The following is a 23,388-nucleotide window of genomic DNA, read 5'->3' as shown; positions in this document are numbered from 1 at the left end:
TCCGGCTTAGTTAGTGCGAAGGTGGGCTTTGCCACGCGCAACAGATAGGAAGAAGTTTAGTCCTAATGCCAAAATCAGCAGCACCATTCCTAAGGCAACGCCCTGGGCAAACGCCCCTTTAGAGCTTTCCAAGGCGATAGCAGTTGGGATATTCCTTGTTGAGTTGAGGATATTACCACCAACCATCATGGAACAGCCAACTTCGGTGATCACTCGGCTGAATGCGGCAATAATAGCAGCCAGCAAAGGGAAACGGCTTTCCCACATCAGGCTCATGAAAGCTCTTGGCAAGCTGGCGCCTAATGTGAGAGAGGTTTCCCAGGCGCGTTTATCACTGTTTTGAAACGCGGCATGCATCATAGAGACTAAGATCGGCAAGCAGATCAGCATTTGCCCTAAAACCATGGCCTGTTGGGTAAATAGCATTTTCCAATCACCCAGAGGTCCAGCGCGTGACAACAGCATGTAAAGCAATAGGCCGATAACAACCGTTGGAATGGACTGGCAGGTATTGAACAACGACAGGATCACCCAACGGCCCGGGAAACGGCCATAGGCAAGGGCAAAGCTGATTAGCAGTGCTGGCAATAGCACAAGGCCAATTGCCAGCAGTGAAACCGAGAATGAAACACCAACGATCCCCCACAGGGCGGCATCGCCGCTAAACAGCAGTTGGATCGCTTGGTGTGTGGTGTGCCAGATATCCATTTACTGAGTGATAGCATCCGCGACAAATAGCTGCTCGCCGTGTCGTTTATAGTCATTAATCATGGTCTGTGCTTTCGGGTTTACCAGCCAGTCGCTGAATGATTTAGCACCTTGGTAGTTGATATCTGGGTAACGACTTGGGTTCACAAGAATGACTTGGTACGGGTTAAATAGGCGCGAGTCACCTTGCAGGACAATTTTCAAATCCAACTTGTTCTGGTAGGCCAACCAAGTACCACGGTCGGTCATGGTGTAAGCTTGAAGCTCAGAGGCCATATTTAACGTCGGACCCATACCTTGACCAACGGCTTTGTAGCCACCAAAGTTCGGCTCCATTTTTGTCTGTGCCCATAGGTTAAGCTCTTTCTTGTGGGTGCCAGAGTCATCACCGCGAGATACAAAGATTTCGTTCTCGTCGGCAATCTTCTTCAGGGCTGTGGTGACATCTTTGAGTTCACTGATTTGGGCGGGATCAGATTTAGGGCCAACAATGACGAAATCATTGTGCATCAATTTTCTCGGTAGAACACCAAAGCCTTTTTCTACAAACGCTGCTTCTGCTTGAGGGGCGTGGGTCATTACCAAGTCTACGTCACCGTTTTCGCCCATTCGCAAAGATTTGCCCGTACCTGCGGCTAGTACCTCAACGGTATAGCCGGTGTCTTTTTTGAACTCAGGGAGCAAGTAGTCCAAAAGGCCAGAGTGATAGGTACTGGTTGTTGTTGCCAACCGAATTGTCATATCCTCTGCAGCTTGAATCGCTGCTGAAGAAGCAAGGGCCAACACAACAAGAGTCGTTTTTAATAGTTTCATAGGTCATCCTGACTGAACGTCATTTTGTTTATTATCGTATGCAAATGAAGCAACATGCTTTGACAGAGATATTCGCTGTCGTTATGTGCGAGTCATTAAGCAAATCAAGTGCCAACTTGAACTTGTTGCGTATAATACCTCTATGTCAGTTTATAAGGTAATGATTTAAAACAATATAATTGTCGTTCCTCACATTGTCTGAAAAACATTTTGAAACATCTTTGACAGAGATAATCATACTGAGACAAAATGTCCCACCACTATAACCATAATGTATTTAAGTTTTTATGTCTGAACATACGTCAGTGTCATGGTCTGCAGTTTCTGTTCTGGTCGTTGATGATGAGCCGGGAATGCGTGCCATTTTGAAAAAAGCGTTGAGTAAGCAATTTGCGCAAGTTGATGTTGCCGGCAGTATCGAAGAAGCCGAAGAACTTCGCAAGCGCTGCCACTTTGACCTGCTTATCGTAGATATCAACTTGCCGGGGCGCTCTGGAATTGAGTGGCATGAAGCTTTTGACCCTCAAACGCGCCGCAGTGATGTGATCTTTATGACCGGCTATGCAGACTTGGATACTGCGATAAAAGCATTACGTGCCGGCGCGTCTGATTTTATCCTTAAGCCTTTTAACCTGGATCAGATGATGCAGTCGGTACAGCGTTGTATCGAACGTCGGTTAGTTGAAAGGCAGAATTTTGCGTTGCAGCGGGACGTTGAGCGTAGCTATCCGGTTGATATTATCGGTGATGCGCAGAGTACGCTGTCTATGAAAAAGCTGATTGCTCAAATAGCGCCTTCTCAAGCTGCTGTATTGGTTGAGGGGGAGTCGGGTACCGGCAAGGAGTTAGTCGCCCGTGCACTGCACCAGTTGAGTAAGCGGAGCGGTCCGTTTGTTCCATTAAACTGTGGAGCGATCGCGCCTGATTTGCTTGAAAGCGAGCTGTTCGGCCATGTCTCTGGTGCATTTACCGGTGCGAAGAAAGGCCGCGAAGGTCTTTTTCGCGTGGCAAACAATGGCACTTTGTTCCTGGATGAAATTGGTGAAATGCCAATGTCTATGCAGTCGTCATTGCTGCGAGCCTTGGAGCAAAAAGCAATACGCCCGGTGGGCGCCGAGCGTGAAGTTCAGGTGGATGTGCGAATTGTTGCCGCGACAAACCGTAACCTTAAGGAAGAAGTGGCTGAAGGCCGATTCCGCCGTGATCTCTATTATCGCCTGAATGTGCTGACCATCGAGTTACCTGCATTACGTGAGCGTTTGGATGATATTCCGGCGCTAGCCCATCACTTTACCCAGCAACTCGCCAAAGACCTGGGCTCGAAACCTGTCAATTGGACTCTCGAAGATATTACTGCGATGCAAGCATACGACTGGCCGGGTAATATTCGAGAATTACGCAATATGATGGAGCGTTGCCTGCTATTGGGTAAACCGCCTGCTGATTATTGGCGGGAGCTAGCTGGAGAAGCTCCTGTAGTCGCCAGTCCTACTAGTGACGCTGTCACAAATCCGCCCTCAGATTCAAGCCTCCCCGTTGTGCTATCAGAGGGGAATGCGGAGAGTAAGCCATGTCGGTGCCAAGATGACGAGTCGACGTTTTGCTACCCAAGCGATTGGACACTCAAAGACGTTGAAAAGGCGCATATCATGCAAGTTGTCGATTCCCATGCGGGGAATAAATCAGCGGCTTCCCGCCAACTTGGCGTGGCGCGTAAGACGTTGGAGCGGAAGTTCAAGGAATGGGCTGATGAAGCCCTGACAGAGTCACAAGAGTAGGGCGGCTATGAAACAGTGCATTGCGATTTGGGTACGCCGGTTTCGGACGATGGTTCGGTATCGGTTGCTCTTATTAACCTCTGTCCCAATTATCATTACCTTGCTGGCGCTCATTGCGCTGACGATGTACTGGACGGTGATGTATACCTGGCAAAATGCGCTGATGAATGCCCGGGCGGATCTGGCTGTTGCCCACCACAGCATGGTGCTATTGCAAAAAGAACAGCGTATGCGATTGGGTGCATTGACCGAGTCTTATCAATTCCAAACCTTGCTTAAAAACGACCAAAGCCAGTTGATCGACTGGGTCAAGCAGCAGGCGAACCGTTATGAGCTGGACTTTGTGGTGATCCACCCAGCTTCGGCTTTGGGTGAATTCCCCAAAGCGAATCGCCAGCTGTTGCAAAAAGGCAAGGAGCAGACGTTTTTCCAGCGACTCGCGTCGTATGAGCTGGATGCGCTTCATCCGGATCTACCGGCTAGGGCTCAGATCCCGTTGCTAAGTGAAAATACGCTGGTATCCGATGGGTTGATAAGCCGCAGCTTGATCCCTATTTTCAATCGTCATGGCGATCTGCAGTGGATCGTTGATGGCGGAATATTGCTTAACAACAGTACCCATCTTGTAGACCGTATGCGTGATTTAGTTTACGCATCGGACACATTGCCGGAAGGGAGTATAGGCACCGTTACTTTGTTTATGAGTGATATTCGCGTGAGTACCAATGTGCCCTTGGACAGCGCCCAGCTCAACGGGCGGGCAGTGGGGACGCGAGTGTCAGAAGATGTGAAAAAGTCGGTACTCGAACGTGGCGAAATGTGGGTTGATAGAGCCTTTGTGTATGACGATTGGTACGTGTCAGCCTATGAGCCATTGAAAGACTACAACGGCAATATTATCGGCATGCTCTATACCGGGTATCTCGAATGGCCGATGATCAAAATCTACCTGACCAATATTGTAGAACTTGGGGTAGGGATCGTATTGGTTCTATTGCTTTCTGGTGTGATTGTCTATCGTGGTGCCCGAGATTTGTTCCTGCCTATAGAGAAAATGCACCAAGTGGTTTCAGCTATCCAGCTAGGGCTAGATCGGCGCATCGGGAGTTTAGACTTGACGCGTGGCCATGAGCTGCAAATCCTCGGTAAGCAGTTTGATACTATGCTTGATCAACTTCACCAGCGGAATGAAGCGATCAAGCAGGCGTCATTACAACTGGAAGATAAGGTTCAAAGGCGCACCCAAAGCCTCCGAGAGAAAACCGAAGAGCTAGAGCAGCACATTAAATTGCTCAATCAGGCTAGGAGCAAGCTGGTTAGTAATGAAAAACTGGCAGCCCTGGGTGAGTTAACGGCGGGGATTGCACACGAAATCAATAACCCCACAGCTGTTATCTTGGGTAATGTTGAGTTGATGCAGTTTGAATTGGGCGATGATACCGAGCGGGTACGAGAAGAGCTTGAGGCAATTCACGAACAAATCGACCGTATCCGCAATATTACTCGAAGTTTGCTGCAGTACAGCCGGCAAGGTGGTGTTCAGGATGAAGTGACTTGGCAGCACTTGAACCCGATTGTAGAGGAAAGCCTAACCTTGGTACGGAGCGGCACAAAGAAATTCGATGTAGAAATTAAAACCGCGCTAAATGCCCATTGCTGTGTAGAGGTGAATCGTCATCAAATGCTTCAGGTACTGGTTAACCTCCAAATGAACGGTATCCATGCGATGGACGATAAAGGTACCTTGCTGATTAGCACAGAAGACTGGATAGACGAAAACGGTATGCCAATGGGCGCCATCGTAAAGATTACTGACCATGGTTGTGGTATCAGCAGAGAAAACATTCAGCGGATATTTAACCCATTCTATACCACCAGAAGAAGCGGCACCGGGCTTGGCTTGTCTGTTAGCCAGGGCATAGTCAGCGGGATAGGGGGAGATATTGTGGTGCAGTCTGAGTTGGGGAAAGGCTCAGTGTTTACAGTGTACCTTCCGGAAAAAGCGAATAGCGAAAACAAGCTATTAGTTGACTTAGAAACCATTTAAGGCACCAAAAAGTAAAAAGGGCATGTTTTAACATGCCCTTTTTACTTTAATGAACGCTTTAAAAGTAAAAGTTTCATCGCTCTTTACCGTGAGGTGGTTACATGAGTACGAGACCGACAACCATTAATGCTAGGCTAGTGAAAACAGTGCGTGTGATGATACCAGTGTGTGTTGGATTGATCATTTCTTGATGCTGCATATATTACCCTTTTATGACAAATCGGAGATCTTTGTGTTTTTCTTTTCACTTTTCTATCATAGATCAAATTTCTTATATTTGAAGCTTTAATTGATAGAATTGTGCACACTGTCAATTTGTATGACCTATGCCGAGAGCGCATAAAAATTATGGTATTATTTTTTGAGTGTCTATACTTGCAGAAAAGGCCAAGTTACGTATGACGCTATGAAAATTGCAGTTTTATTACTCGGAGCCTTGCTTCAGTTTTTTGCTCTTTATGTCGCTTTCTACTCGGACTTACCAGGAAATGTCTATTTGGCAACATTGATCTCTGTTGCGGCAATTGCATGCGCCTTGGTGGTTAGGCACCTTCTTGCGCCTGTTTGCTTGATGGCAGGGGTCATTATTGGTCTGTCTTTATCCCATAATGAAACAGACTTGAAAACTCTTTCTGCTTTGGAAACTAAGGCGCTAGTGTTTCTAGCCCCGGATGGCCAAGATACACATCAGTATACGGAAACCACGACAGAGATAACTCACCTCAATGTAAAACCACTACCAAGCGATATTGCTGATAAGCCGGATGGGGCCTTGGTTGCGGTTAACGTGAAATAACCCTGGGAACGAAGATGAAAACCCACAGTGAGTTTAACTTACTGTGGGTTTTCTTTATCAAAGCCATTAATAGCTTACTCGTTATTGGTTAGCTTGGGGATTAACAGCTTTTGGCCAGCAAAAATGGTAGCGCCACTGAGGTTGTTAACCTGCTTGATTAAATCAACCGAAATGTTGTTGGTGTAGGCCAACTGGTTAAGTGAGTCACCTGCCTGAATATCGTACACGTCGTAAGTTTGTTTGGCGTAGGTGCGGGCATTCTTGTGCTCGAAGAACTGGGTTTTGTTCTTCATCGGCATCAAGATTTTATTGTCTTTATTTTTTCTGGTATATCCAGCGGTATAGCCAGGGTTGTAGTGATACAGCTCTTTGCTAGATAAACCAGAATATGCCGCAACTGTACCTAACTTAACCCTTCGACTTATAGTAATTTCTTCAAGTACAGGCTCAGCTTTGATTGTATGGAGTGGAATATCGTAACGATAGCCATGATGCTTAACCAGGTCTGCCATGGCTAACAATTTAGGTACATAGTGGCGGGTTTCTTTGGGAAGTTTGAGAGACCAGAAATCTGTCGATTTACCTAATTTTTTGTTTTGCTTGATGGCAGTCCTTACTCGGCCACCTCCCGTATTGTATGCAGCAATCGCATGCAGCCAATCCCCATCAAACTTGTCGTACAGGTACTCGAGGAGATCCAGGGCGGCCTCTGTTGAATAGACAATATCTCTCCGCCCGTCATAGCCTTTAATAATATCTAGTCCAAACGTCTTACCGGTAGGCTCAGTAAATTGCCAAAGGCCTGCCGCACCTTTGTGCGAGTAGGCAAATTGATCAAAGCTACTTTCAACAAAGGGTAGAAGGACCAGCTCTATAGGTAAATCACGAGCATTAACTTGCTGGTAAATATAATAAAGAAAAGGCTCTGCCCGGGCTGTCACTTTCTCTACATGGTAGGGATTATTGACATACCATCGCTTGTAATAGCGGACTGTACGGTTATTTGGCACCACCATGGTGAGCTCGCTGGCAAGCAAATCCCACATGTCAGGCTCTTGAACCAGGGTTTGTGTAGGTATGTCGTTTGAAGTAAGTTCTGGATGAAAATCAGCAGGGCTTGTTACTAGCGAATTAATTGCTGATGAAGACTCGTCGTGCGTATGACGGGAGCCAGTGGCAACAAAGCTGCCTGCAAACAAACGGCTATCCACTTCACATTTATTATCAGCATCTTCAGGCAATGACTGAGCAGAAGCGGTTTGCGCGCTTAAGTCTCCTTGATTGACCGTTGGGATTGATTGACATCCAATTGTGAAACTTATGAACAAAAACAAAAATATACTTCTAATGATCATAATAAATTATCGCCAGTCAAAAATTTATTGTGATATCTGTCATTATTTTGACGTCTTTTTTATGTTAGCAGTGTTCAGGTAGATTGGAAGTAAGCTACCAAGGTAAAGCGCGTTATAGCCCGATAATATGAGTTCTTATTCGAAATGAGACAAATTTCACAATATTGCGCGGTAACGACTAGGCTTTACGATACTGATAGTGACTTGGATAGATGTATTTATGCAGAGCACGAATTTTCCGGCCGGTACGGTATTAAGAATTCGCTGTAGTACTTATTGGCACTATGGTATTGCAGATGGGAATGGTTATGTCATTCATAACTCTAAGAAATGGCGTAGGGTTGAGCGGGAAAATGAAGATGAGTTTTCCGAGGGACGGAAAATAGAAATCAGTGATATTTCTGGCCCATATCCACGAGCTGCAGTACGTTATGCAAAATCCAAGCTCGGGCGGACCTATAACTTATTTAACCAAAACTGTGAGCAATTTGTCCGTGAAGCCCATGGCTTGCAGATAGAGTGCACCCAATTCCAGCGCTTGGTTGTTGCAGCAGCGGGTGGTTATATGACGCTCAGCGCACCCTCGACGGTCATTAAAATGGCAGGGGTTGGCTTGCTGCTGGGTGCTGTGCTAACGTCGTCTGAAAAGCAGCCGTACCAAAATGCCGTCAAAGGTGCCAAGTTGGCCGTCGGTGCAAGTTTGATTCTGCCGACTTTGCTTCGTCGGTTGCTGTGAAAGGTGTTGTGAAGGTGCCGAATATGACAGGTGATACATATTCCTATAGGGCATCTGCAATAAATTTCAAAATGTTAGATCTGTCCCACAGAAATTTTTATAGTTAGGCCGTATGTTAACAAAAGGTGACTGAGTAAATACACTAATGCGCGAGAACTTTTGTGACGATTTTAATTGAACGCCATCATGACAGAGCACATGATGACATTACTACGCTAAGCGAGAAAATTGCAGGTCAGCTTGAACAGGAGTATGGCCTTACTTGGTCCTGGCAAGACGATAAAATGCATATCAAACATTCTGCTGCAAAAGGGTACTTACATGCTGAGGATGGGAAGATAACGATCCAGCTTCAGCTCGTCGGTTTTGCTGCCGCCTTTTTTGCTTCAACTATCGAAAGCCATATTACCGAACAACTCGATAAGCACTTATTGGCGAGTTAACGCTAACCGCAAATATTCATGAAAGAGCTCACCCTGAGCTCTTTTTTTATCTCAATGATTGTTAAAGCTTTTCAAGTCTTCTCTGTGATTGCTATCACAAACATGCTCCCCGCAAAGATAAAGTGTTGTTTTAGGGAGAACATTCTAATTGAAATTCGTAAATTACATACAAGTAGTCAGGCAATACCCACTGGCTGGCACTATCGCAAAAGTATGGAGGGGACACTGATGGGCATTTTTAAACAGACTGCGGAAGAATCCAATAAAGAGCAGATTCGTGACGCAATGGTATACAACATTTGGTTAGCTGGCCTTGGTGCATATGCCAAGAGCGCAGAAGAAATGAATCAGCTTTCTGACAAAGGCAAGAGCCTTTTTGATGAGTTGATTGAGCGCGGGCGTGCAGTTGAGTCGAAAACCAAAGAGCGAGTTCACACAGCACGTAGCCAGACTTCGGTTGCGATTGAAGAACGCATGCACAACATGGTTCAGAAATTCATCGGGTTGGACAATGAGCGTTTAGACCGTGTTGACGACAAAATTGACCAGCTAACAGCCAATATCGAAGCATTGGTTGAACGCCAACAAGCACAAGCTGAGAAAAAACCGGCTCCACGCAAGCGTACTGCTGCAAAAGCGACTGAGAAGGCAGCGCCTGCTGCTAAGAAGCCAAGTGTTGCACGTCGCAAGCCAGTAAAAGCTGCTCAGCCTGTAGCTGCAAAGCCAGAAGTTGAGAAAAAAGAGGTCGACGCGCCGGTAAAGCCACAGACCGCAGCGGTAGCTAAGCCTGTTGCGGAAACAAAGCCTAAGGCTGAAGACAAGCCTACGGTAAGTACAAAACCTGAAGTGGTGTAAGCATAGCTTCCAATAGATATGCAGCCGTAAGTTAAATCGAGCGTGCTTAAAGCAAGATAACGCAAGAGGATATGATTATGAGCAACAATACAGTAGTGAAAGCGGCAAAAAATGTCGTTGAAAGTGGTGAAGGCATTGCACGTAACATTTGGTTAGCAGGCCTTGGTATTTACAGCCGTAGCTTGGAAGAAGCTCAGCAGCTTAACGAGAAATCAAACCACATGTTTGATGAGCTTGTTGAGCGCGGTAAAGAAGTAGAAATCCAAGCCAAAGAGTGCATTGGTAAAAACACGGAAAAAGCAACTGAAGAAGTAGAAGCAGGTATGAATGATCTGTTCTACCGCCTAAGTGGCGTGGACCGTGAGAAGCTTGAGCGTATGGACGAGAAAATCGACAAACTGACTCAAGCCGTTGAGAAATTGGCAGAAGCAGAGTAACTGCCAATACGGAGCTACGTTTATGCCAGCCAGACAAAAAGTAGCTCCGGGCTGACCAACCGTTCCCAGTCTGCAGGTTGTGAAGCCTTTAGGTTGCGCGTGGGCCATGCACGCGCACCTTTTTTGCTATTTTTACTGCCTTTATTGGCAGAGTTTTTTTTGCACCCTAGAAAAGCAGTTGTTTTAACCTTAAATAACAGAAAACTAGGCACTTCTTAAAATTATGCATCATTTTTTTGCTACCAAATATTGACCAAACCCCTTGTTTAATTCTAACTTTGTAAATGAATTGTAAAAAAGGTGGCGTATATGGAGAGTTGGCGTAATAGGGCTTTCAACAAGGTTTTATTCCGAATTATGCGGCAACGTCTTGCAAACTGTGAATCAACCGAAGAAATGCGAGATCTCATTTTATCAATTGATAACTATGGGCCCTTCATTGCTGCACCAAAGGGGATGGAGATCACGCCAACCCGTTTCGCCGATGTATCTTGCGACTGGGTCGATATGCCTAAGAGTAGTGGTAATAAGATCATCCTCTATTTCCATGGGGGCGGGTTCTGCTTCCATAGCCCAAAGATTCATAATGCCTTTCTTGCACGCCTGGCTAACCATACCAGCTCTCGTGGTTTGATGGTTAATTATCGCTTAGCTCCGGAAAACCCTTATCCTGCTGCCCCAGATGACTGTTTCGCCGTCTATAGAGGGCTGTTGGTGAAAGGCTACCATCCTCACCAGATCTTTTTTGCCGGCGATTCTGCAGGCGGCAATTTGGTACTGACAACGATGCTGAGGATACGTGAAGCTAAGCTGCCTCAACCTGCTGGTGGGATATTGATGTCCCCAGTGTCGGATATGGCAGTAACCGGTGAATCTGCATTTAAAAAGTGCAAAGATGATCCTTTTTTCGATTTAAGCACCTTGCTGTTAATGCGAAATAATTACATTGGGATGCAAAACCCTTGTGATCCAGATATTTCACCTTATTACGCAGACCATCGTGATTTACCACCGACGTTTATTACTTCGGGCACCGAAGAACTGCTGATGGATGATGCTATTCACTTAGCTGAACGGATGGGTGAGGCGGGCAATGATGTTACGATTAATGTAGTCAAAGGAGTACCGCATGTTTATCCGCTCTTTTATCAATTAAGCGAAGCCCGGGATGCGATGAAATTGATGGCTAGCTTTATTAAAGAGAAATTCAAAGAAGCAGGTGAGTCGATAGACAAGAAAGCTAGCTGAATCAATGATGATTTTCGACAAAAAAGAGCCCATCGCAGGGCTCTTTTTGCTTTTAGGGAAAATTGCTTTAGGGCAAAGTTAGCAATTAGTTGGTCAAGGTAGAGAGCTTCTGCTTTTGGTAGTGCATGGCTGACTCGGAGACCTTCCCGCTATTGCCGTTTTGCAGCCACTTTTTTATCCTGCCTGCATCACCGACAGGAGTCAGTTTGCCGTAGGCATCCAACGTTACAATAAGCAACTGCCGGCCTTCAACATGGGTGACCATCGCCAGGCAGTGACCAGCAATATCGAGATACCCTGTTTTACTCAGCGAGACATCCCACTTTTGGCCTCTCACCAGTGAATTGGTGTTGGTGTATCCCAACTTGTAGCGGGGCTTTTTGAAATAAGCGGTGTGTACCGGCGTAGTGCTGTATTTTTGAATTTCTGGGTATGCATAAGCCGCTTTAATCATCTTAGTAATATCTGCAGCGGTGGACACGTTATTCGGATCTAACCCAGAGCTATCAACAAACCGGGTATCAGTCATGCCGAGAGACTCTGCTTTGGTATTCATGGCTTTGATAAAGGCATCATAGCCACCAGGGTATTGCCGTGCTAAAGCTGCCGTAGCGAGGTTTTCAGAGGACATTAAGGCAATATGAAGCGCTTCACCGCGCTTTAGCGTAGAGCCCATTCTGATGCGTGAGTAGCCGTTGTAAATTTTCTCTTTGTCTATTTTTTCAAAGCTAATCGCTTCGTCCAATGGCAGTTTGGCATCCAGCACAACCATTGCCGTCATGACTTTGGTCAGTGAGGCAACAGGCATCACGATATTTGAGTTTTTGTGGAATAGTGTCTTGTTAGTACCGAGGTCGGTAACATATGTACTGACCGATGCTGTCTGGATGTTATCAGTATTTAGTTTACTGGCATGTGCAGTGAAGCCTGACATGAGCAGGCCAATGGCGATAATTCGATTGAGATGGCGAAACAAAACCACTCCTTGTTGATATAACGGTTTATTGCATTACAGACAAGGGTAGCTTGGGGGCGGGGACAGGTAAAGTTAGTTTGCCGTTAATTCCTGCTAGGGCTCTTGATCCTCCCAGCCTTTTTCCTCCCACCACTGGTACATGCAGAACACAAACCCCAAAGCGCCAATGGTTATCATCATTTGAAGTGCCAACTCGTTGAGTAAGTTGGGCTCGAATGATGAGGCCATGATGGCGACAGTGGCAAATGCGTAGGCCAGGTAGCCCCATGAACTGCCACGGTAGTACTGCAGAATTTCCAGTGCGATAAACAAGACAGATGAGACGATATAGAATCGGTAAAACTTACCAATGATATCGGTATAGAATTCACCGGCAAACCTGACCATCAACCAATGGAAGCACGTGTAGAACACAACAATACAAATTGTTGATTCTGATAGGCTTTTAATAAGTTTGATGTTCATACCGGTCATCCATTTATGCTAATTGTCAATTTTTAGCACAATATAGAGAGATATACTTTTTCAAAATGTAAAAGACTATTTTAATTGGAAAATAAATTTACGATATTAGCAAGTGCGATTCATGGTAAATATGTATTAATGACATTGAATACTTTATTCAATATATGTGATATCTGTTTTTAATTATTAAAATTGTCACTTAATTTAATATTGTATAGTGACAAATAGAGGGTGTGGTAAACAAGGCTTTGTTTATTAAGTTGCTGATAACAAAAGGTAAAGTTGTCTTTGGGTCGGTATGGGATTGAATGGGCTGATTAATTTATGGGTTAAGGTTTTGAGATATAAAACAACTTTGAAGTGATTGCAGGTGTTCCTGCTAACTCTTATGCTGCCCAAAGGTGTTGATAACGTCTATCATTCTTAAAAGAGAAGTCCATGAAAAAGCTATTATTGGGTGCTGTATCAGCAACTTTATTTTTCCCTCAACTTTCCATAGCAGCCGAAGAAGTCAATGTCTATTCGTATCGGCAGGCATTTTTAGTTGAACCATTGTTTAATGAGTTTACTGATAAAACCGGTATAAAAGTGAATGTGAAATTTGCTAGAGAAGGCTTTACCGAAATGCTCAAGCACGAAGGACGCTTGAGCCCTGCTGATATCATATTGACGACGGATGTTGGTCACTTGATTGAATTATCCGATGAAGGCCTGGTTAAGTCAGTGAATAATGAAGTTGTAAATAAGAACATTCCCAGCCAGTACCGAGATAGTGAAGGTGAGTGGTATGCTCTGACGCTGCGTACCCGTAATGTCCAGTCTTCAAAAGATCGTGTTGGCAGGTTGCCAAGTGACTTTGACTATATGGATCTAGCCGACCCTAAATGGGAAGGGAAAATCTGTACTCGTTCGGGCAAGCATCACTATAACATTTCGTTAGTCTCATCGATCATTGCGCACCATGGCGAAGAGGAAGCAAGGGAATGGCTGATAGGCTTCAAGAATAACCTAGCTCGCAGACCACAGGGTAATGATCACGCTCAAATCAAATCAGTGAAAGAGGGGCTTTGTGATATTGCCGTCAGCAATAGTTATTACTTCGGCCTCATGATGGCAGATGACAATCAGCGCAGCTGGGCTGAATCGGTGTATATCAACTTCCCAGGCCAAGAGCAAAACGGTACCCACGTCAATGTCAGTGGTATGGCGATGGCTAAGCATGCGCCGAATATTGATAATGCCCTTAAACTGATGGAGTTCTTGTCTGACAGCAAAGCACAGGAAATGTATGCAGCCGCTAATTTTGAATATCCGGTCAAACCTGGTGTTCAACCCACAGAGCTAGTGGCTTCTTGGGGCGAGTTTAATGCTGATGAGCTGTCACTTGAGAAAATTTCCGGGTACCGGACTGCGGCAGTTAGGCTGTTGGACGAAGTGCAATTTGACCTATAAAGCTACTTGACCTAGGAAGCTACAGAGCTAATTATTTTTGTTACTAGGTGGTGACACTGTATTGTTGACTATGCTGCTGTTTACTATCTGTTTAAGCTCGTTCGATTTAGTATGCATAGCGAAGAACACAGTATTGGCGATGAAAAGGAAGACTAAGACGATGACTTTCATTGATCACCTTAAAAGCGATGCTGTTAAAGAGATTTAGCAAAATTCTAGTTTAACAAAATTAAAAAACACCCTGTGCTGGCATAGGGTGTTTTTGATTATTACAAATAGGATGACATTCTAATTTGGAAGATCAGTTTACTAACTCTTCCACAAGATCCTGGTGGGTAAAGAAAGGTGACTTTGCATTGTCAGTTAGGTACGGTTCCACCATTGAGATAAGGCGGAGTACCCCTGAGCGGGCGAGGTCACTCTCTGTGTAATGGTCGTCTAGCAATGTCTGGTAATTTAGCCAGTTTAGGCTAACAAGCAGTAAGTTATCTGCTAAAAGAGGCAGGCTTTGCTCATCACATTTTAATTTACCAAGAGCGACCAGGTGTTTAAGCATGTCATTACACAAATTGCGAAGCTTGAGGATCAGGGTTCTGATCTTACGCTTTATTTGCGGGTTCTGGCCGTTGAGGCTATCTAGGTTTCTGAACAAGAACCGATAATGGGTAAATAGCGCCATAACGGTATGCATAAAGGGCCAGTAGTCGTCAAAGTCCTTGACCTGACTTGCGTACTCGTTGCTGATGGTTGTCAGTGAGTTTTGCAGCTCATTGACAAGGGTCGCAATAATTTCATCTTTGCCACGGAAATGGTAATACAGGTTACCTGGGCTGATCCCCATCTCGGTTGCGATGATTAACGTACTAACTTGGGCAACACCATCACGATTAAACAGCTCAAGACTAACTGACAAAATCCTATCTTTGGTTTTCATCATCTTTTCCTTGTTATTCGAGCTTCACCTTCGACATAACCATCATTAGCATACTTTGACTATGCCGAAGGTGATGGGGGGAGCATTATTGCTCTTCGGCGACCAATTGCGGTAGAACTTCACGTAGGAAGTCATACTCGCCCTGCATTTGCTCTTTCATATCACCGCAAATGAAGGAAACCAAGGTGCTGCCTACCAGAGGAATCGCTGATTTCACATCCATAGTGACATGGTTTGAAGTGGCAATACCCGGGCGGGTTGCTGGCTCACTGAAGACCATCTGGCCTTCGATAGTGGCAGGGACACCCAAGATTTCAATTTGCAGTTTACAGATCAACTGCTCGTTTTCCTGCCAGTGCCAAGACTCTGTCTGCTTAATAGTGTTGTAGCTGCCAAGTAGGCTTTTTAGCACTGCAGGTACGCTTGCTGGCATCTCTCGATGGGTTTCTACCTGGAACCCATCTTCTGTCTCTTCAAGCGTAGCGACACGGACATTCTTGGCACCCAGTTTCTGGTACTTTTCAGTAATGAGGTCTTCTTCACTGAAATAGCGCAGTAAGGTATCAAGATCTTCTTTGTAGTCGTGGATTACTGAAACTTGCATTGCTCATTCCTTACATGTGTATTTCGCGCATGATGCTATTAATCGCTACCACATCAGCAGAAGGCTGCTTAGGCTCTGCATCTTCACCATCGTGCTTACCATGGTCTGGGTTGTAACCCGTCGCCATCAGTAGTTCACCCAGTTTCGGATAAACGCCATGGATGAATGCACCTAGCAGGCCAAGTTTGGTCGCAATGCGTTTAGGTTTCTCGATAATTGCCTTGATGATTAAATCAGCCGCTTCTTCCGGAGACAGTAGCGGGATACCACCTTCAGCCTCACGGTAGTGATCGGAAATCATGCGAGTTTCAACTAGTGGCATGTTGATCGTTGTGAAATCAATGCCTTGACCACCTAGTTCTGTGCTAGCTGTACGGGTAAAGGTATCCAACGCGGACTTTGACGCTGCGTAAGCGGAGAACAATGGCTGGTTAGTCAATACCGCAATCGATGAGATATTGATGATATGACCTTCTCCGGCTTCGATCATTTCTGGCAGGTTGCCCAGAATCATACGAAGAGCACCGAAGTAGTTTATCTGCATGGTACGTTCGTAATCGTGCAGGCGGTCGGTGGCTTTCTCTACCGAACGGCGGATTGAGCGGCCGGCGTTGTTGATCAGGATATCAACCTTGCCATGGTCATGTTTGATCTGCTTGATCACTTCCTGTGACGGCTCATCTTGGCTCAGGTCACATTGGTAGATAAAGGCGTGACCACCCAAGCGCTCAATCTCATTACGAGTCTGCTGCAGACGCTCAAGATCACGAGCTATCAGCACTAGGCGAGCTTTGGTTCTGGCCAGTTTGATTGCAGTGGTGTAACCGATACCTGAAGAAGCACCAGTAATCACAACAACCTTGTCATTGACGCAGCCTTGCAGAGTTTTCTCTACATGCAGTTCAGGGTCGAGGTTACGCTCCCAGTAGTCCCAAATCTTGTCGGCATAATCCGCTAGGCGAGGGCAGCAAATGTTGCTGTCTGACAATGCGTTCAGCGTGTTGCTGCAATCAAACTGAGTTGGGTAGTTAAAGTAGCTCAGTGCATCCTGCGGCATGTCCATTTCTTTACTGATGGCATCAATAAAGCGTTTGAGAGCAGGCACTTGACCTAGTTGCGACCAAAAGTGAGAAGGGATCATGCGGAATACACGCATGTCCAAGCGCATAGCCATACGTGGCGCATGGCCAGCTTCGGCAAATAAGTTAATCACTTCACCTGAACGGTAAGGGTCTGGGTCAACAATGTGGAAACACTGGTTATCCAGCTCAGGCTTGTGAGAAATATGGTCGATAGCATCGGCGACATAGTCAACCGGTACTAGGTTCAGGCGGCCGCCTTCAAGGCCAAGAAGCGGTGCCCACTCAGGTAGTGCACGACGTAGTTTTTGAATGATCTTAAAGAAGTAGTAAGGACCATCAACACGATCGGCTTCACCTGTTTTTGAATCACCGATAACAATACCCGGGCGGTAAGCACGCCAAGGGATAGTTGCTGTTTCTTGTACCAGTTTTTCAGCATTGTGCTTGGTTGAGAAGTAAGCATGCTCAAGCCCAGTTGCTTCGTTCAGCATGTCTTCACGGAACCAGCCACGGTATTGTCCTGCAACAGCAATTGAGCTGAAGTAATGGAAACAACCAGCATTAATGCGCTCGGCAAAACGTAACGTATATTCAGTGCCTTCAATATTGGCGCGCATCATATCTTCTTCGCTTGCTGTCAAATCATAGATGGCAGCAAGGTGGAAGAACTGATCAATTTTTCCAGTCAGTTTTTTGGTATCTTCGGCTGAGATACCTAAATTTGGTTCGGTAATCGAGCCCTTGATACAGTGGAACTTGTTCTTAGGCAGATTATGTTTTTCTAACAGAGCTTCCAGTCTATCTTCAGAAATTTTGTCATAGGTGAGTAGGTAGATATCACCAGGACGTTTAGCCAGACGTTGTAATAACTGAGAACCGATAAATCCAGTTGCGCCGGTAATGAAATAATTCATGACCACTCCTTACGCGGTATTTATTTTTACATTCAATTGCAGAGTAATTTACTGGTCAGACGACCGACTTCAGTGTGCATCTAGTGGCAGTTATCCTCAAAGCAAATCCTGAAGAAATGTGCTCTAGATCAAGATTCCTTGGGGGAATTTTACGTTTTAGAGTAATTGCTCACGCTTTTTCTTTTTGGGTTTCATTTGTCACATCAGACCAGTGATAAATATTGAATATATGACAGGCGCTAAACATTAATAAATGTATATAAGCCAAAGGTCTAACATCCTTGACTTTATTGATTGGATTGTCTGTAAAGGCATTAGATAACAGCATGAATGCTAAGGGGAAAGAGTCTTAATCAGGAGTAGATAACGTTAAGTTGGCTTATGATAGCAAAGTGTGGGTTTGTCGTGATTACTTGAGGTTATTGATGGCATTTTGTTTGGGCGGGATACCTAAATAAAATTCGTTTTGATAGCGATTGATTAAAACGAAAAGAGGGGCATTCTCAGCCCCTCCTTATCAAGTTCACGGGATGGCTACTTGCCACTCCAAACTTGCTGACCACTACGGCTAAAGTTATAGCCACCGAGCTGATCACCTTTGCCCTGAATAGCTCTATCGCTCAAGGCATGCATGAGTTTCTGTTGGAGATCCCTGAAATAGATATTTTTCGGGATCACCAATTCAAAGGCTTCCGTACACAAAGGAATAAACCCAAGTCCAAACTCACCTGCGGTGCTCTGGCTAGCGCAACCCACATCGGCTTCACCGCGGGCTATAGATGACGCTAGCTCTCTTTCACTGTTACAGACACCAATTGATGTCAGCATTTCAAGCGTGAATGCATGGGTGTGTAACCATTCAGACAGGGCCCGCATACTCCCGGCTCCCTCTTGACGCATTGCCCAGCGCCATCTAGACGTAAGTAGCTCCTGAGGTTGGATAGAGCGATTATTTACACAATCGGCGATCTCTTGAGAAACTACTAAACCTTGCTGACGTTCAAATGCGTGGATCAGTACCCAGTTTCGGTGCCCGCTATATTGCTGAAGTAACGCAGGATGGCGTAGGGCTGCTTCCTCGGCGTGCCCCCAGTGGATACAACACATATCGACATGCCCTTTGCTTAGCATTGCCAAGCCTTGTCGTGTGCCCGTAGAGGTGTAACCGATAAGGGCTGTACTTCCTAACTTATTCGCCATGTCACCAACGATCATCTGCAAGAGAGGATCATCTGAGCCAGCAATGAGTAGACGGTCATTCAAAACGCCATTATGGCAGGACTCAAGTAGCCACTTGTCTAGCAGTGCTTTGGGGAAAAGCCACTTTCCCGTTACTTTTGTCGCTGGCAGCAGCCCATCATTGGCCAGTGCATACACCTTTTTTTCGTTTAAATCGAGATATTCTGCCACTTGCTTGGCATTCATAAATTCTGGGTAGGCACTTTCCATTACTTACCACCATTGTGCTGGTGGCTACGCTTTGGTTGATTGAGGTGTGGTTGATCAGTCTCGCCTTTATGTGCTGGTTTATACGCATCTTCTATTGGCGGGTTGTCAGTATCCCCTTTAACGTCGAGGACTAAGTTCTCCATACCGTTATAGACCTGGAACCGGTGGCCTTTGGCGCGGGCAATCATGGTGATCCCTAATTTCTGAGCCAGTTCATAGCCCATCTGGGTAGCGCCGGAGCGCGAGAGCAAGACTGGGATCCCCATCTGGGCCACTTTAATCACCATCTCTGAGGTCAGGCGACCAGTAGTGTAGAAAATTTTGTCGGCACCTTGCTCGCCTTTGAGCCACATCTCGCCAGCTAGGGTATCAACTGCGTTATGGCGGCCCACATCTTCAACAAAAGACAGAATGTTGGTGTCTTTACAGACTGCGCAGCCGTGAACGGCACCAGCTGCTTTATAGGTCTCGTTATGATGGGTAAGGGATTCGAGCAAACCGTATAGCTTCGACTGAGGGATTTTAGGCTGTGGCAGTTGGATACCTTCCAGCTTTTTCATCACATTGCCGAACATGGTGCCTTGACCGCACCCTGAGGTAACGGTTTTCTTTCCCAGTTTCTTTACTAGGCCATCGGTGTTTTCTCGGGTAATGACGGCGGCGGAATTGGTTTCCCAGTCGATGATCAATGATTCGATAGCATCAATATCTTCAATGAAGCCTTGGTTTTTGAGATAACCAAGCACAAGCGCGGAAGGACGTTCACCCAATGTCATTAGGGTAACTATTTCCACCCAGTTCAAATAAACGGTAAGCGGGTGTTCGCAGGCAATTTCTTTTTCCATCATGTCGCCATATTCATCCATTACCTGAACGGTCATTGTCTGATTAACCGATGAATTTGTTTTAATTATTTTTGGCAGTTGGCTCATCAAATTATCCTGCTGTTGATGGTTATTACTTAGCATCTAAAGGAGATCTTCCTATTGGATGTGTTCATGTATACGCAACACTTTCTGGAACGTCTACTTTTAAAACATAGATTAAGTCGTTGTCTGATGTCTTAGCAAACATCGTTCCAACTTATTTGTATCGGGAAATGTCACGGTTGTAGACACTGATTTTTGAATTGGAATTTAAAGTTGGTCTGATAATTGCTTTTAGTGCTTGGGTTGGTCTAAACCGAAAAGCAAAGGAGCGAATGTGCCTGAACAATATAAGAACGAATCGTTATGGCCTATAGCGTTTCGCTTGGTATCAGAAGAGAAGCAAATAGGGCGTTGGACAACATTGTCTTGGTCTATCGAAGACGTATGCCTTTATGACGAAGATGAAAAAGCATCGATGGCCAGTGAAGAGGATGGATATGTTATGCCACTGGAGCTGCATCGTCATGAACGCTCTGACTACCGCTTCAACCTAAGTTCACGCGATCCGCATTTATTTATTGTTTGTGAAGAAGAAAATGAACAGCTTTCTCCCTTATTGATTACTGCAGCCCAGGGGTTAGCAAGTAGCTATATGGACGGCGATTATCAGATTCTCCATATCAAAGCACCTTTGCAAATCCAGGCATGGATGGAGGCTTTTATCGGCCGACATGGCGAACAAATAGAATATCGCCGTAAACGTTGTAAAAACAAAGAGCAAAAAGGGCGTTCTAGTGGCAACTAACTTCTTCCAGCGTTGGTCACAGCGCAAACTCAAGGGCAAGGATGAAGATGAACTTCAACTAGAGCAAGAAGCGACCATGGATGCTTCTTCGCTAGACAAGGCCGAAGATGAAGAGGGTGTCCAAACTCCGGCCGAAGATACCGCTTATGTTGAGCAAGCTACAGGCGACAGCGGAGCTGCTGACACGGTTCTACCTGAGCTTACACTGGCTGATGTTGCAAAGGTGACTTTTGATTCTGGTGTATCAACCTTTATGAAAGAAGGGGTTGAAAAGTCAGTGAAAAAAGCGGCATTGCGCAAGCTTTTCCATTCTGATGAATTCAACTATATCAGCGATATGGATGATCACACCGAGGACTTTTCCAATGTGCCTGTATTGGATACCAAGGTGACTTCGCAACTACGCCAATGGGTGAACGAGGTTGCGGAAACCGCTGAGGAAGCACTTAATGCCGGCACAGCGCCTGATACTCATACTGTTGAGAAAACACCGGAACAGCTTGAATCAGCAACACCAGAGGCGCAAGAGACTTACGCATACGATTCTGGCGCAAAAAACTCTGATACAAATGATGAAACTAATGTTGAAACCGGACTTGCACTCACTATCCCTACTGAAATAGCGAGTGAAGAAAAACAATCTTAATACCTAACGACAACAAACGAACTGGGACAAAAAGGGAATAATACCCTTAAAAAAGATCGGGACATTTTGGCGCAATAGTCACCATGTAGTGGGACAATTTGTCGCTCCTTGCTTCGGTCAATCTGACTCAGAGAGATTTTGGCTCCCTATAAGTCATTTTATTCCGTGAAAAGTTGGATCGGTTATTGCTCTATTAAAGAGTATGAAGCGAAGAGATTAGAAAAACCTTTTCTAAACAAAGCGTTTCAATCGCCACTGACTAACGGTGACGAGTAGACAGGAATAATAATGTTAAATAGTACACTAGAAGCACTATCCGCTACCAATGAGCAAAATGGTAAAGCAAGGCTAGCTGCCATCAAAGGCACCGTTGAGCTTTCCAATCTCATTCCGCCAACGGTTTCTTACGAGAGCCGTGGGAATGTATTGCTGGTGGGTGCAGAAGACGTTATCACTACACTTGAGGCACAGTTTACTTCGTTGAATTCGGTAACCCTACTTGCCACAGCGAAGTCAGAATCTGCAGATAAAGCTAAAAGCAGTGTGAAACGTGACAACCTTTACTTTGCGACTAAGGCGACAGTGAAAGGTTACCTTGGCGCATTTGATGTTACTTGTGATGTTGAAAGCATGCTGACAACAGTCAATCTGGCAAAAGTGGCGATTGGTCATGATTGCTTTGATTTGGTTGTTGATATGACGGACAAAGGTTTATCCGAGGTTGAGATTTCTGCTCCGGGCTATTATGCCGTTGGGGCCGGTAAAGCGAAACTAGCCAATGTGATTGACGATCTTCCTGGAATGATTGGCACATTCGATAAGCCTAAGTATTTCCGTTTGGATCCTGAGCTATGCGCGCATTCTTCTCGAGGTGTTACTGGCTGTGACCGATGCGTTGATGCTTGTCCAGCAGGTGCATTGTCCAGTACGGGCGATCATATAGAAATCAATCCATACCTTTGCCAAGGTGTGGGAACTTGTGCAACGGCTTGCCCGACAGAAGCGATTTCTTATGCACTTCCTGACCCAGCGAATACGCAACATTTCGTTTATCGCCTTTTGGATAATTACCGAAAAGCGGGAGGCGAAAAACCAACATTGCTTTTCTACGGCAATCGCGATGAAGACAACGTCAATGCGATCATTTCTGATCTCCCTGAGTCTGTTATTCCCGTTGCATTGGAAGAACTGGCGACGGTAGGTATTGATACTTGGTTTAGTGCATTGGCTTATGGTGCGCATCAAGTTCTTTTGGCAACTCAGACCTCTTATATTCCTGACACTATTTATCGTGTACTTCACAGTGAACTGGCGACGGCTCAGTCATTTTTGGCTGAAATGGGTTATGAACTTGATCGCATTGCATTGTTTGATTTTGACGAAGCGAAAAACTTCACAGGTTTCGATTCGGCTTTATTGAGTATTGCTAACCCTCTAGAAGGGAATAAGCGTGAAAAGCTATTTGCTGTTATTGATGCACTTTATGCAAAGGCACCGTCTCAACCTGAACGTTCTGATGTTGCTGAGAATGCCCCTTATGGTTCGGTAGACTGCCGAGCGGAAGATTGCACTTTATGTATGGGGTGTGTGTCTGTGTGTCCTACACGTGCATTACATGCCATCGGTGATCGTCCGGGTTTGTTATTCATTGAGCAAGATTGTGTTCAATGCGGAATGTGTGAAAAAGCCTGTCCTGAAAAAGTGATTTCTCTCAAACCGGGTATTACTTGGGAGGCCAGTGCACGCAGAGAAGCGCAAGTTCTTCATGAAGAAGAAGCAGCCTGTTGTACCAGTTGCGGAAAACCATTTGCCCCTGCATCTATGGTGAAAATGCTGACAGAAAAGCTACAAAATCACTCGCAGTTTCAGGGAGAAGCAATGCGTCGTTTGAATATGTGCGAAGACTGTCGTGTTCGCGATATTTTCTCGACGATCGTCGATGATCCTGAAAGTCAGCTAAAAGTGTAGGAATTGCA

General features: G+C 45.4%; 22 protein-coding genes. 12 read left to right on the top strand and 10 right to left on the bottom strand.

Features of this window, described 5'->3' with window-relative positions:
* Positions 1–6: 6 nt before the first annotated feature.
* Together ACXAGQ_RS25705 and ACXAGQ_RS25700 are read right to left on the bottom strand one after the other, a co-directional pair.
* A complete protein-coding gene (locus ACXAGQ_RS25705) occupies positions 7–708 on the bottom strand; it encodes an ABC transporter permease (RefSeq protein WP_475257773.1) in 702 nt (233 codons plus the stop codon).
* The gene (locus tag ACXAGQ_RS25700; protein WP_475257771.1) at positions 709–1,521 is read right to left on the bottom strand and encodes an ABC transporter substrate-binding protein; all 813 of its coding nucleotides are present in this window, start codon (positions 1,519–1,521) and stop codon (positions 709–711) included.
* A gap of 287 nt (positions 1,522–1,808) precedes the next feature.
* Here ACXAGQ_RS25700 and ACXAGQ_RS25695 point away from each other — a divergent pair, with 287 nt between their 5' ends.
* The 3 genes from ACXAGQ_RS25695 (at position 1,809) to ACXAGQ_RS25685 (ending at position 6,142) form a co-directional block, all read left to right on the top strand.
* A complete protein-coding gene (locus ACXAGQ_RS25695) occupies positions 1,809–3,299 on the top strand; it encodes a sigma-54-dependent transcriptional regulator (RefSeq protein ID WP_475257769.1) in 1,491 nt (496 codons plus the stop codon).
* 7 nt (positions 3,300–3,306) lie between these two features.
* Positions 3,307–5,346, top strand: coding sequence for a sensor histidine kinase (locus ACXAGQ_RS25690; RefSeq protein WP_475257768.1), 2,040 nt, complete (start codon positions 3,307–3,309; stop codon positions 5,344–5,346).
* 406 nt (positions 5,347–5,752) lie between these two features.
* On the top strand, positions 5,753–6,142 hold the full coding sequence (locus tag ACXAGQ_RS25685; RefSeq protein WP_475257767.1) for a hypothetical protein: 390 nt from the start codon (positions 5,753–5,755) through the stop codon (positions 6,140–6,142).
* Between the two features lie 74 nt (positions 6,143–6,216).
* Here ACXAGQ_RS25685 and ACXAGQ_RS25680 read toward each other — a convergent pair whose 3' ends face one another.
* Positions 6,217–7,497 carry a transglycosylase SLT domain-containing protein gene (locus ACXAGQ_RS25680; protein WP_475257766.1) on the bottom strand — a complete coding sequence of 427 codons (1,281 nt, stop codon included), beginning with the start codon at positions 7,495–7,497 and terminating at the stop codon, positions 6,217–6,219.
* Between the two features lie 220 nt (positions 7,498–7,717).
* Between ACXAGQ_RS25680 and ACXAGQ_RS25675 the strand changes: the two genes are divergently transcribed.
* From ACXAGQ_RS25675 to ACXAGQ_RS25655, 5 genes are all read left to right on the top strand, one after another.
* A complete protein-coding gene (locus ACXAGQ_RS25675) occupies positions 7,718–8,233 on the top strand; it encodes a lecithin retinol acyltransferase family protein (RefSeq protein ID WP_475257764.1) in 516 nt (171 codons plus the stop codon).
* Between the two features lie 161 nt (positions 8,234–8,394).
* On the top strand, positions 8,395–8,676 hold the full coding sequence (locus tag ACXAGQ_RS25670; RefSeq protein WP_475240863.1) for a polyhydroxyalkanoic acid system family protein: 282 nt from the start codon (positions 8,395–8,397) through the stop codon (positions 8,674–8,676).
* A 228-nt stretch (positions 8,677–8,904) separates the two neighbouring features.
* Positions 8,905–9,531 (top strand): phasin-related domain-containing protein, encoded by a 627-nt coding sequence (locus ACXAGQ_RS25665; protein ID WP_475257763.1) that lies wholly within the window; start codon positions 8,905–8,907, stop codon positions 9,529–9,531.
* 77 nt (positions 9,532–9,608) lie between these two features.
* On the top strand, positions 9,609–9,968 hold the full coding sequence (locus ACXAGQ_RS25660; protein WP_475257761.1) for a phasin family protein: 360 nt from the start codon (positions 9,609–9,611) through the stop codon (positions 9,966–9,968).
* 309 nt (positions 9,969–10,277) lie between these two features.
* Complete coding sequence (locus ACXAGQ_RS25655) at positions 10,278–11,216, top strand: alpha/beta hydrolase (protein ID WP_475257760.1); 939 nt, start codon at positions 10,278–10,280, stop codon at positions 11,214–11,216.
* An 85-nt stretch (positions 11,217–11,301) separates the two neighbouring features.
* Here the strand turns inward: ACXAGQ_RS25655 and pbpG are convergent, their stop codons facing one another.
* A complete protein-coding gene (pbpG, locus tag ACXAGQ_RS25650; RefSeq protein WP_475257759.1) occupies positions 11,302–12,192 on the bottom strand; it encodes a D-alanyl-D-alanine endopeptidase in 891 nt (296 codons plus the stop codon).
* Between the two features lie 93 nt (positions 12,193–12,285).
* Positions 12,286–12,657: a hypothetical protein gene (locus ACXAGQ_RS25645; protein ID WP_475257757.1), complete on the bottom strand. Its 372-nt coding sequence runs from the start codon at positions 12,655–12,657 to the stop codon at positions 12,286–12,288.
* A gap of 438 nt (positions 12,658–13,095) precedes the next feature.
* On the opposite strand from ACXAGQ_RS25645, the gene ACXAGQ_RS25640 reads away from it, so the two are divergent.
* Positions 13,096–14,109, top strand: a complete 1,014-nt coding sequence (locus ACXAGQ_RS25640) for an extracellular solute-binding protein (RefSeq protein ID WP_475257756.1) — start codon at positions 13,096–13,098, stop codon at positions 14,107–14,109.
* A 301-nt stretch (positions 14,110–14,410) separates the two neighbouring features.
* Here the strand turns inward: ACXAGQ_RS25640 and ACXAGQ_RS25635 are convergent, their stop codons facing one another.
* The 5 genes from ACXAGQ_RS25635 to fdhD form a co-directional block, all read right to left on the bottom strand.
* The gene (locus ACXAGQ_RS25635) at positions 14,411–15,043 is read right to left on the bottom strand and encodes a TetR/AcrR family transcriptional regulator (protein ID WP_475257754.1); all 633 of its coding nucleotides are present in this window, start codon (positions 15,041–15,043) and stop codon (positions 14,411–14,413) included.
* Between the two features lie 85 nt (positions 15,044–15,128).
* Positions 15,129–15,647 (bottom strand): DUF2505 domain-containing protein, encoded by a 519-nt coding sequence (locus ACXAGQ_RS25630; protein WP_475257752.1) that lies wholly within the window; start codon positions 15,645–15,647, stop codon positions 15,129–15,131.
* Between the two features lie 10 nt (positions 15,648–15,657).
* Positions 15,658–17,643, bottom strand: coding sequence for an SDR family oxidoreductase (locus tag ACXAGQ_RS25625; protein WP_475257750.1), 1,986 nt, complete (start codon positions 17,641–17,643; stop codon positions 15,658–15,660).
* 534 nt (positions 17,644–18,177) lie between these two features.
* Complete coding sequence (locus ACXAGQ_RS25620; protein ID WP_475257749.1) at positions 18,178–19,092, bottom strand: substrate-binding domain-containing protein; 915 nt, start codon at positions 19,090–19,092, stop codon at positions 18,178–18,180.
* Positions 19,092–20,024: a formate dehydrogenase accessory sulfurtransferase FdhD gene (gene fdhD, locus ACXAGQ_RS25615; RefSeq protein ID WP_475257747.1), complete on the bottom strand. Its 933-nt coding sequence runs from the start codon at positions 20,022–20,024 to the stop codon at positions 19,092–19,094. The genes ACXAGQ_RS25620 and fdhD overlap by 1 nt, the downstream gene beginning before the upstream one ends.
* A 271-nt stretch (positions 20,025–20,295) precedes the next feature.
* On the opposite strand from fdhD, the gene ACXAGQ_RS25610 reads away from it, so the two are divergent.
* The 3 genes from ACXAGQ_RS25610 to ACXAGQ_RS25600 all read left to right on the top strand — a co-directional run bounded on the left by ACXAGQ_RS25610 (position 20,296) and on the right by ACXAGQ_RS25600 (position 23,380).
* Positions 20,296–20,766 (top strand): DUF3305 domain-containing protein, encoded by a 471-nt coding sequence (locus ACXAGQ_RS25610; RefSeq protein WP_475257745.1) that lies wholly within the window; start codon positions 20,296–20,298, stop codon positions 20,764–20,766.
* Positions 20,756–21,412: a DUF3306 domain-containing protein gene (locus tag ACXAGQ_RS25605; RefSeq protein WP_475257744.1), complete on the top strand. Its 657-nt coding sequence runs from the start codon at positions 20,756–20,758 to the stop codon at positions 21,410–21,412. The genes ACXAGQ_RS25610 and ACXAGQ_RS25605 overlap by 11 nt, the downstream gene beginning before the upstream one ends.
* A 288-nt stretch (positions 21,413–21,700) precedes the next feature.
* Entirely contained in the window at positions 21,701–23,380 is a 1,680-nt protein-coding gene (locus ACXAGQ_RS25600) for a 4Fe-4S dicluster domain-containing protein (RefSeq protein ID WP_475257743.1), read from the top strand.
* Positions 23,381–23,388: the final 8 nt, after the last annotated feature.

The sequence above is a fragment of the Photobacterium sp. ABD4_091 genome (assembly GCF_056160145.1).
The sequence above is the reverse complement of the archived record's forward strand: the minus strand, read 5'-3'. Positions and strand labels throughout refer to the sequence as shown.

Bases quoted from the DNA above. Each gene is read 5' to 3' on its own strand.
- ACXAGQ_RS25635 (WP_475257754.1), bottom strand. From the start codon at position 15,043: ATGAAAACCAAAGATAGGATTTTGTCAGTTAGTCTTGAGCTGTTTAAT.
- ACXAGQ_RS25700 (WP_475257771.1), bottom strand. From the start codon at position 1,521: ATGAAACTATTAAAAACGACTCTTGTTGTGTTGGCCCTTGCTTCTTCA.
- ACXAGQ_RS25660 (WP_475257761.1), top strand. From the start codon at position 9,609: ATGAGCAACAATACAGTAGTGAAAGCGGCAAAAAATGTCGTTGAAAGT.
- ACXAGQ_RS25600 (WP_475257743.1), top strand. From the start codon at position 21,701: ATGTTAAATAGTACACTAGAAGCACTATCCGCTACCAATGAGCAAAAT.
- ACXAGQ_RS25630 (WP_475257752.1), bottom strand. From the start codon at position 15,647: ATGCAAGTTTCAGTAATCCACGACTACAAAGAAGATCTTGATACCTTA.
- ACXAGQ_RS25675 (WP_475257764.1), top strand. From the start codon at position 7,718: ATGCAGAGCACGAATTTTCCGGCCGGTACGGTATTAAGAATTCGCTGT.
- ACXAGQ_RS25655 (WP_475257760.1), top strand. From the start codon at position 10,278: ATGGAGAGTTGGCGTAATAGGGCTTTCAACAAGGTTTTATTCCGAATT.
- ACXAGQ_RS25645 (WP_475257757.1), bottom strand. From the start codon at position 12,657: ATGAACATCAAACTTATTAAAAGCCTATCAGAATCAACAATTTGTATT.
- fdhD (WP_475257747.1), bottom strand. From the start codon at position 20,024: ATGAGCCAACTGCCAAAAATAATTAAAACAAATTCATCGGTTAATCAG.
- ACXAGQ_RS25695 (WP_475257769.1), top strand. From the start codon at position 1,809: ATGTCTGAACATACGTCAGTGTCATGGTCTGCAGTTTCTGTTCTGGTC.
- ACXAGQ_RS25690 (WP_475257768.1), top strand. From the start codon at position 3,307: ATGAAACAGTGCATTGCGATTTGGGTACGCCGGTTTCGGACGATGGTT.
- ACXAGQ_RS25680 (WP_475257766.1), bottom strand. From the start codon at position 7,497: ATGATCATTAGAAGTATATTTTTGTTTTTGTTCATAAGTTTCACAATT.
- ACXAGQ_RS25620 (WP_475257749.1), bottom strand. From the start codon at position 19,092: ATGGAAAGTGCCTACCCAGAATTTATGAATGCCAAGCAAGTGGCAGAA.
- ACXAGQ_RS25705 (WP_475257773.1), bottom strand. From the start codon at position 708: ATGGATATCTGGCACACCACACACCAAGCGATCCAACTGCTGTTTAGC.
- ACXAGQ_RS25640 (WP_475257756.1), top strand. From the start codon at position 13,096: ATGAAAAAGCTATTATTGGGTGCTGTATCAGCAACTTTATTTTTCCCT.
- ACXAGQ_RS25625 (WP_475257750.1), bottom strand. From the start codon at position 17,643: ATGAATTATTTCATTACCGGCGCAACTGGATTTATCGGTTCTCAGTTA.
- ACXAGQ_RS25665 (WP_475257763.1), top strand. From the start codon at position 8,905: ATGGGCATTTTTAAACAGACTGCGGAAGAATCCAATAAAGAGCAGATT.
- ACXAGQ_RS25685 (WP_475257767.1), top strand. From the start codon at position 5,753: ATGAAAATTGCAGTTTTATTACTCGGAGCCTTGCTTCAGTTTTTTGCT.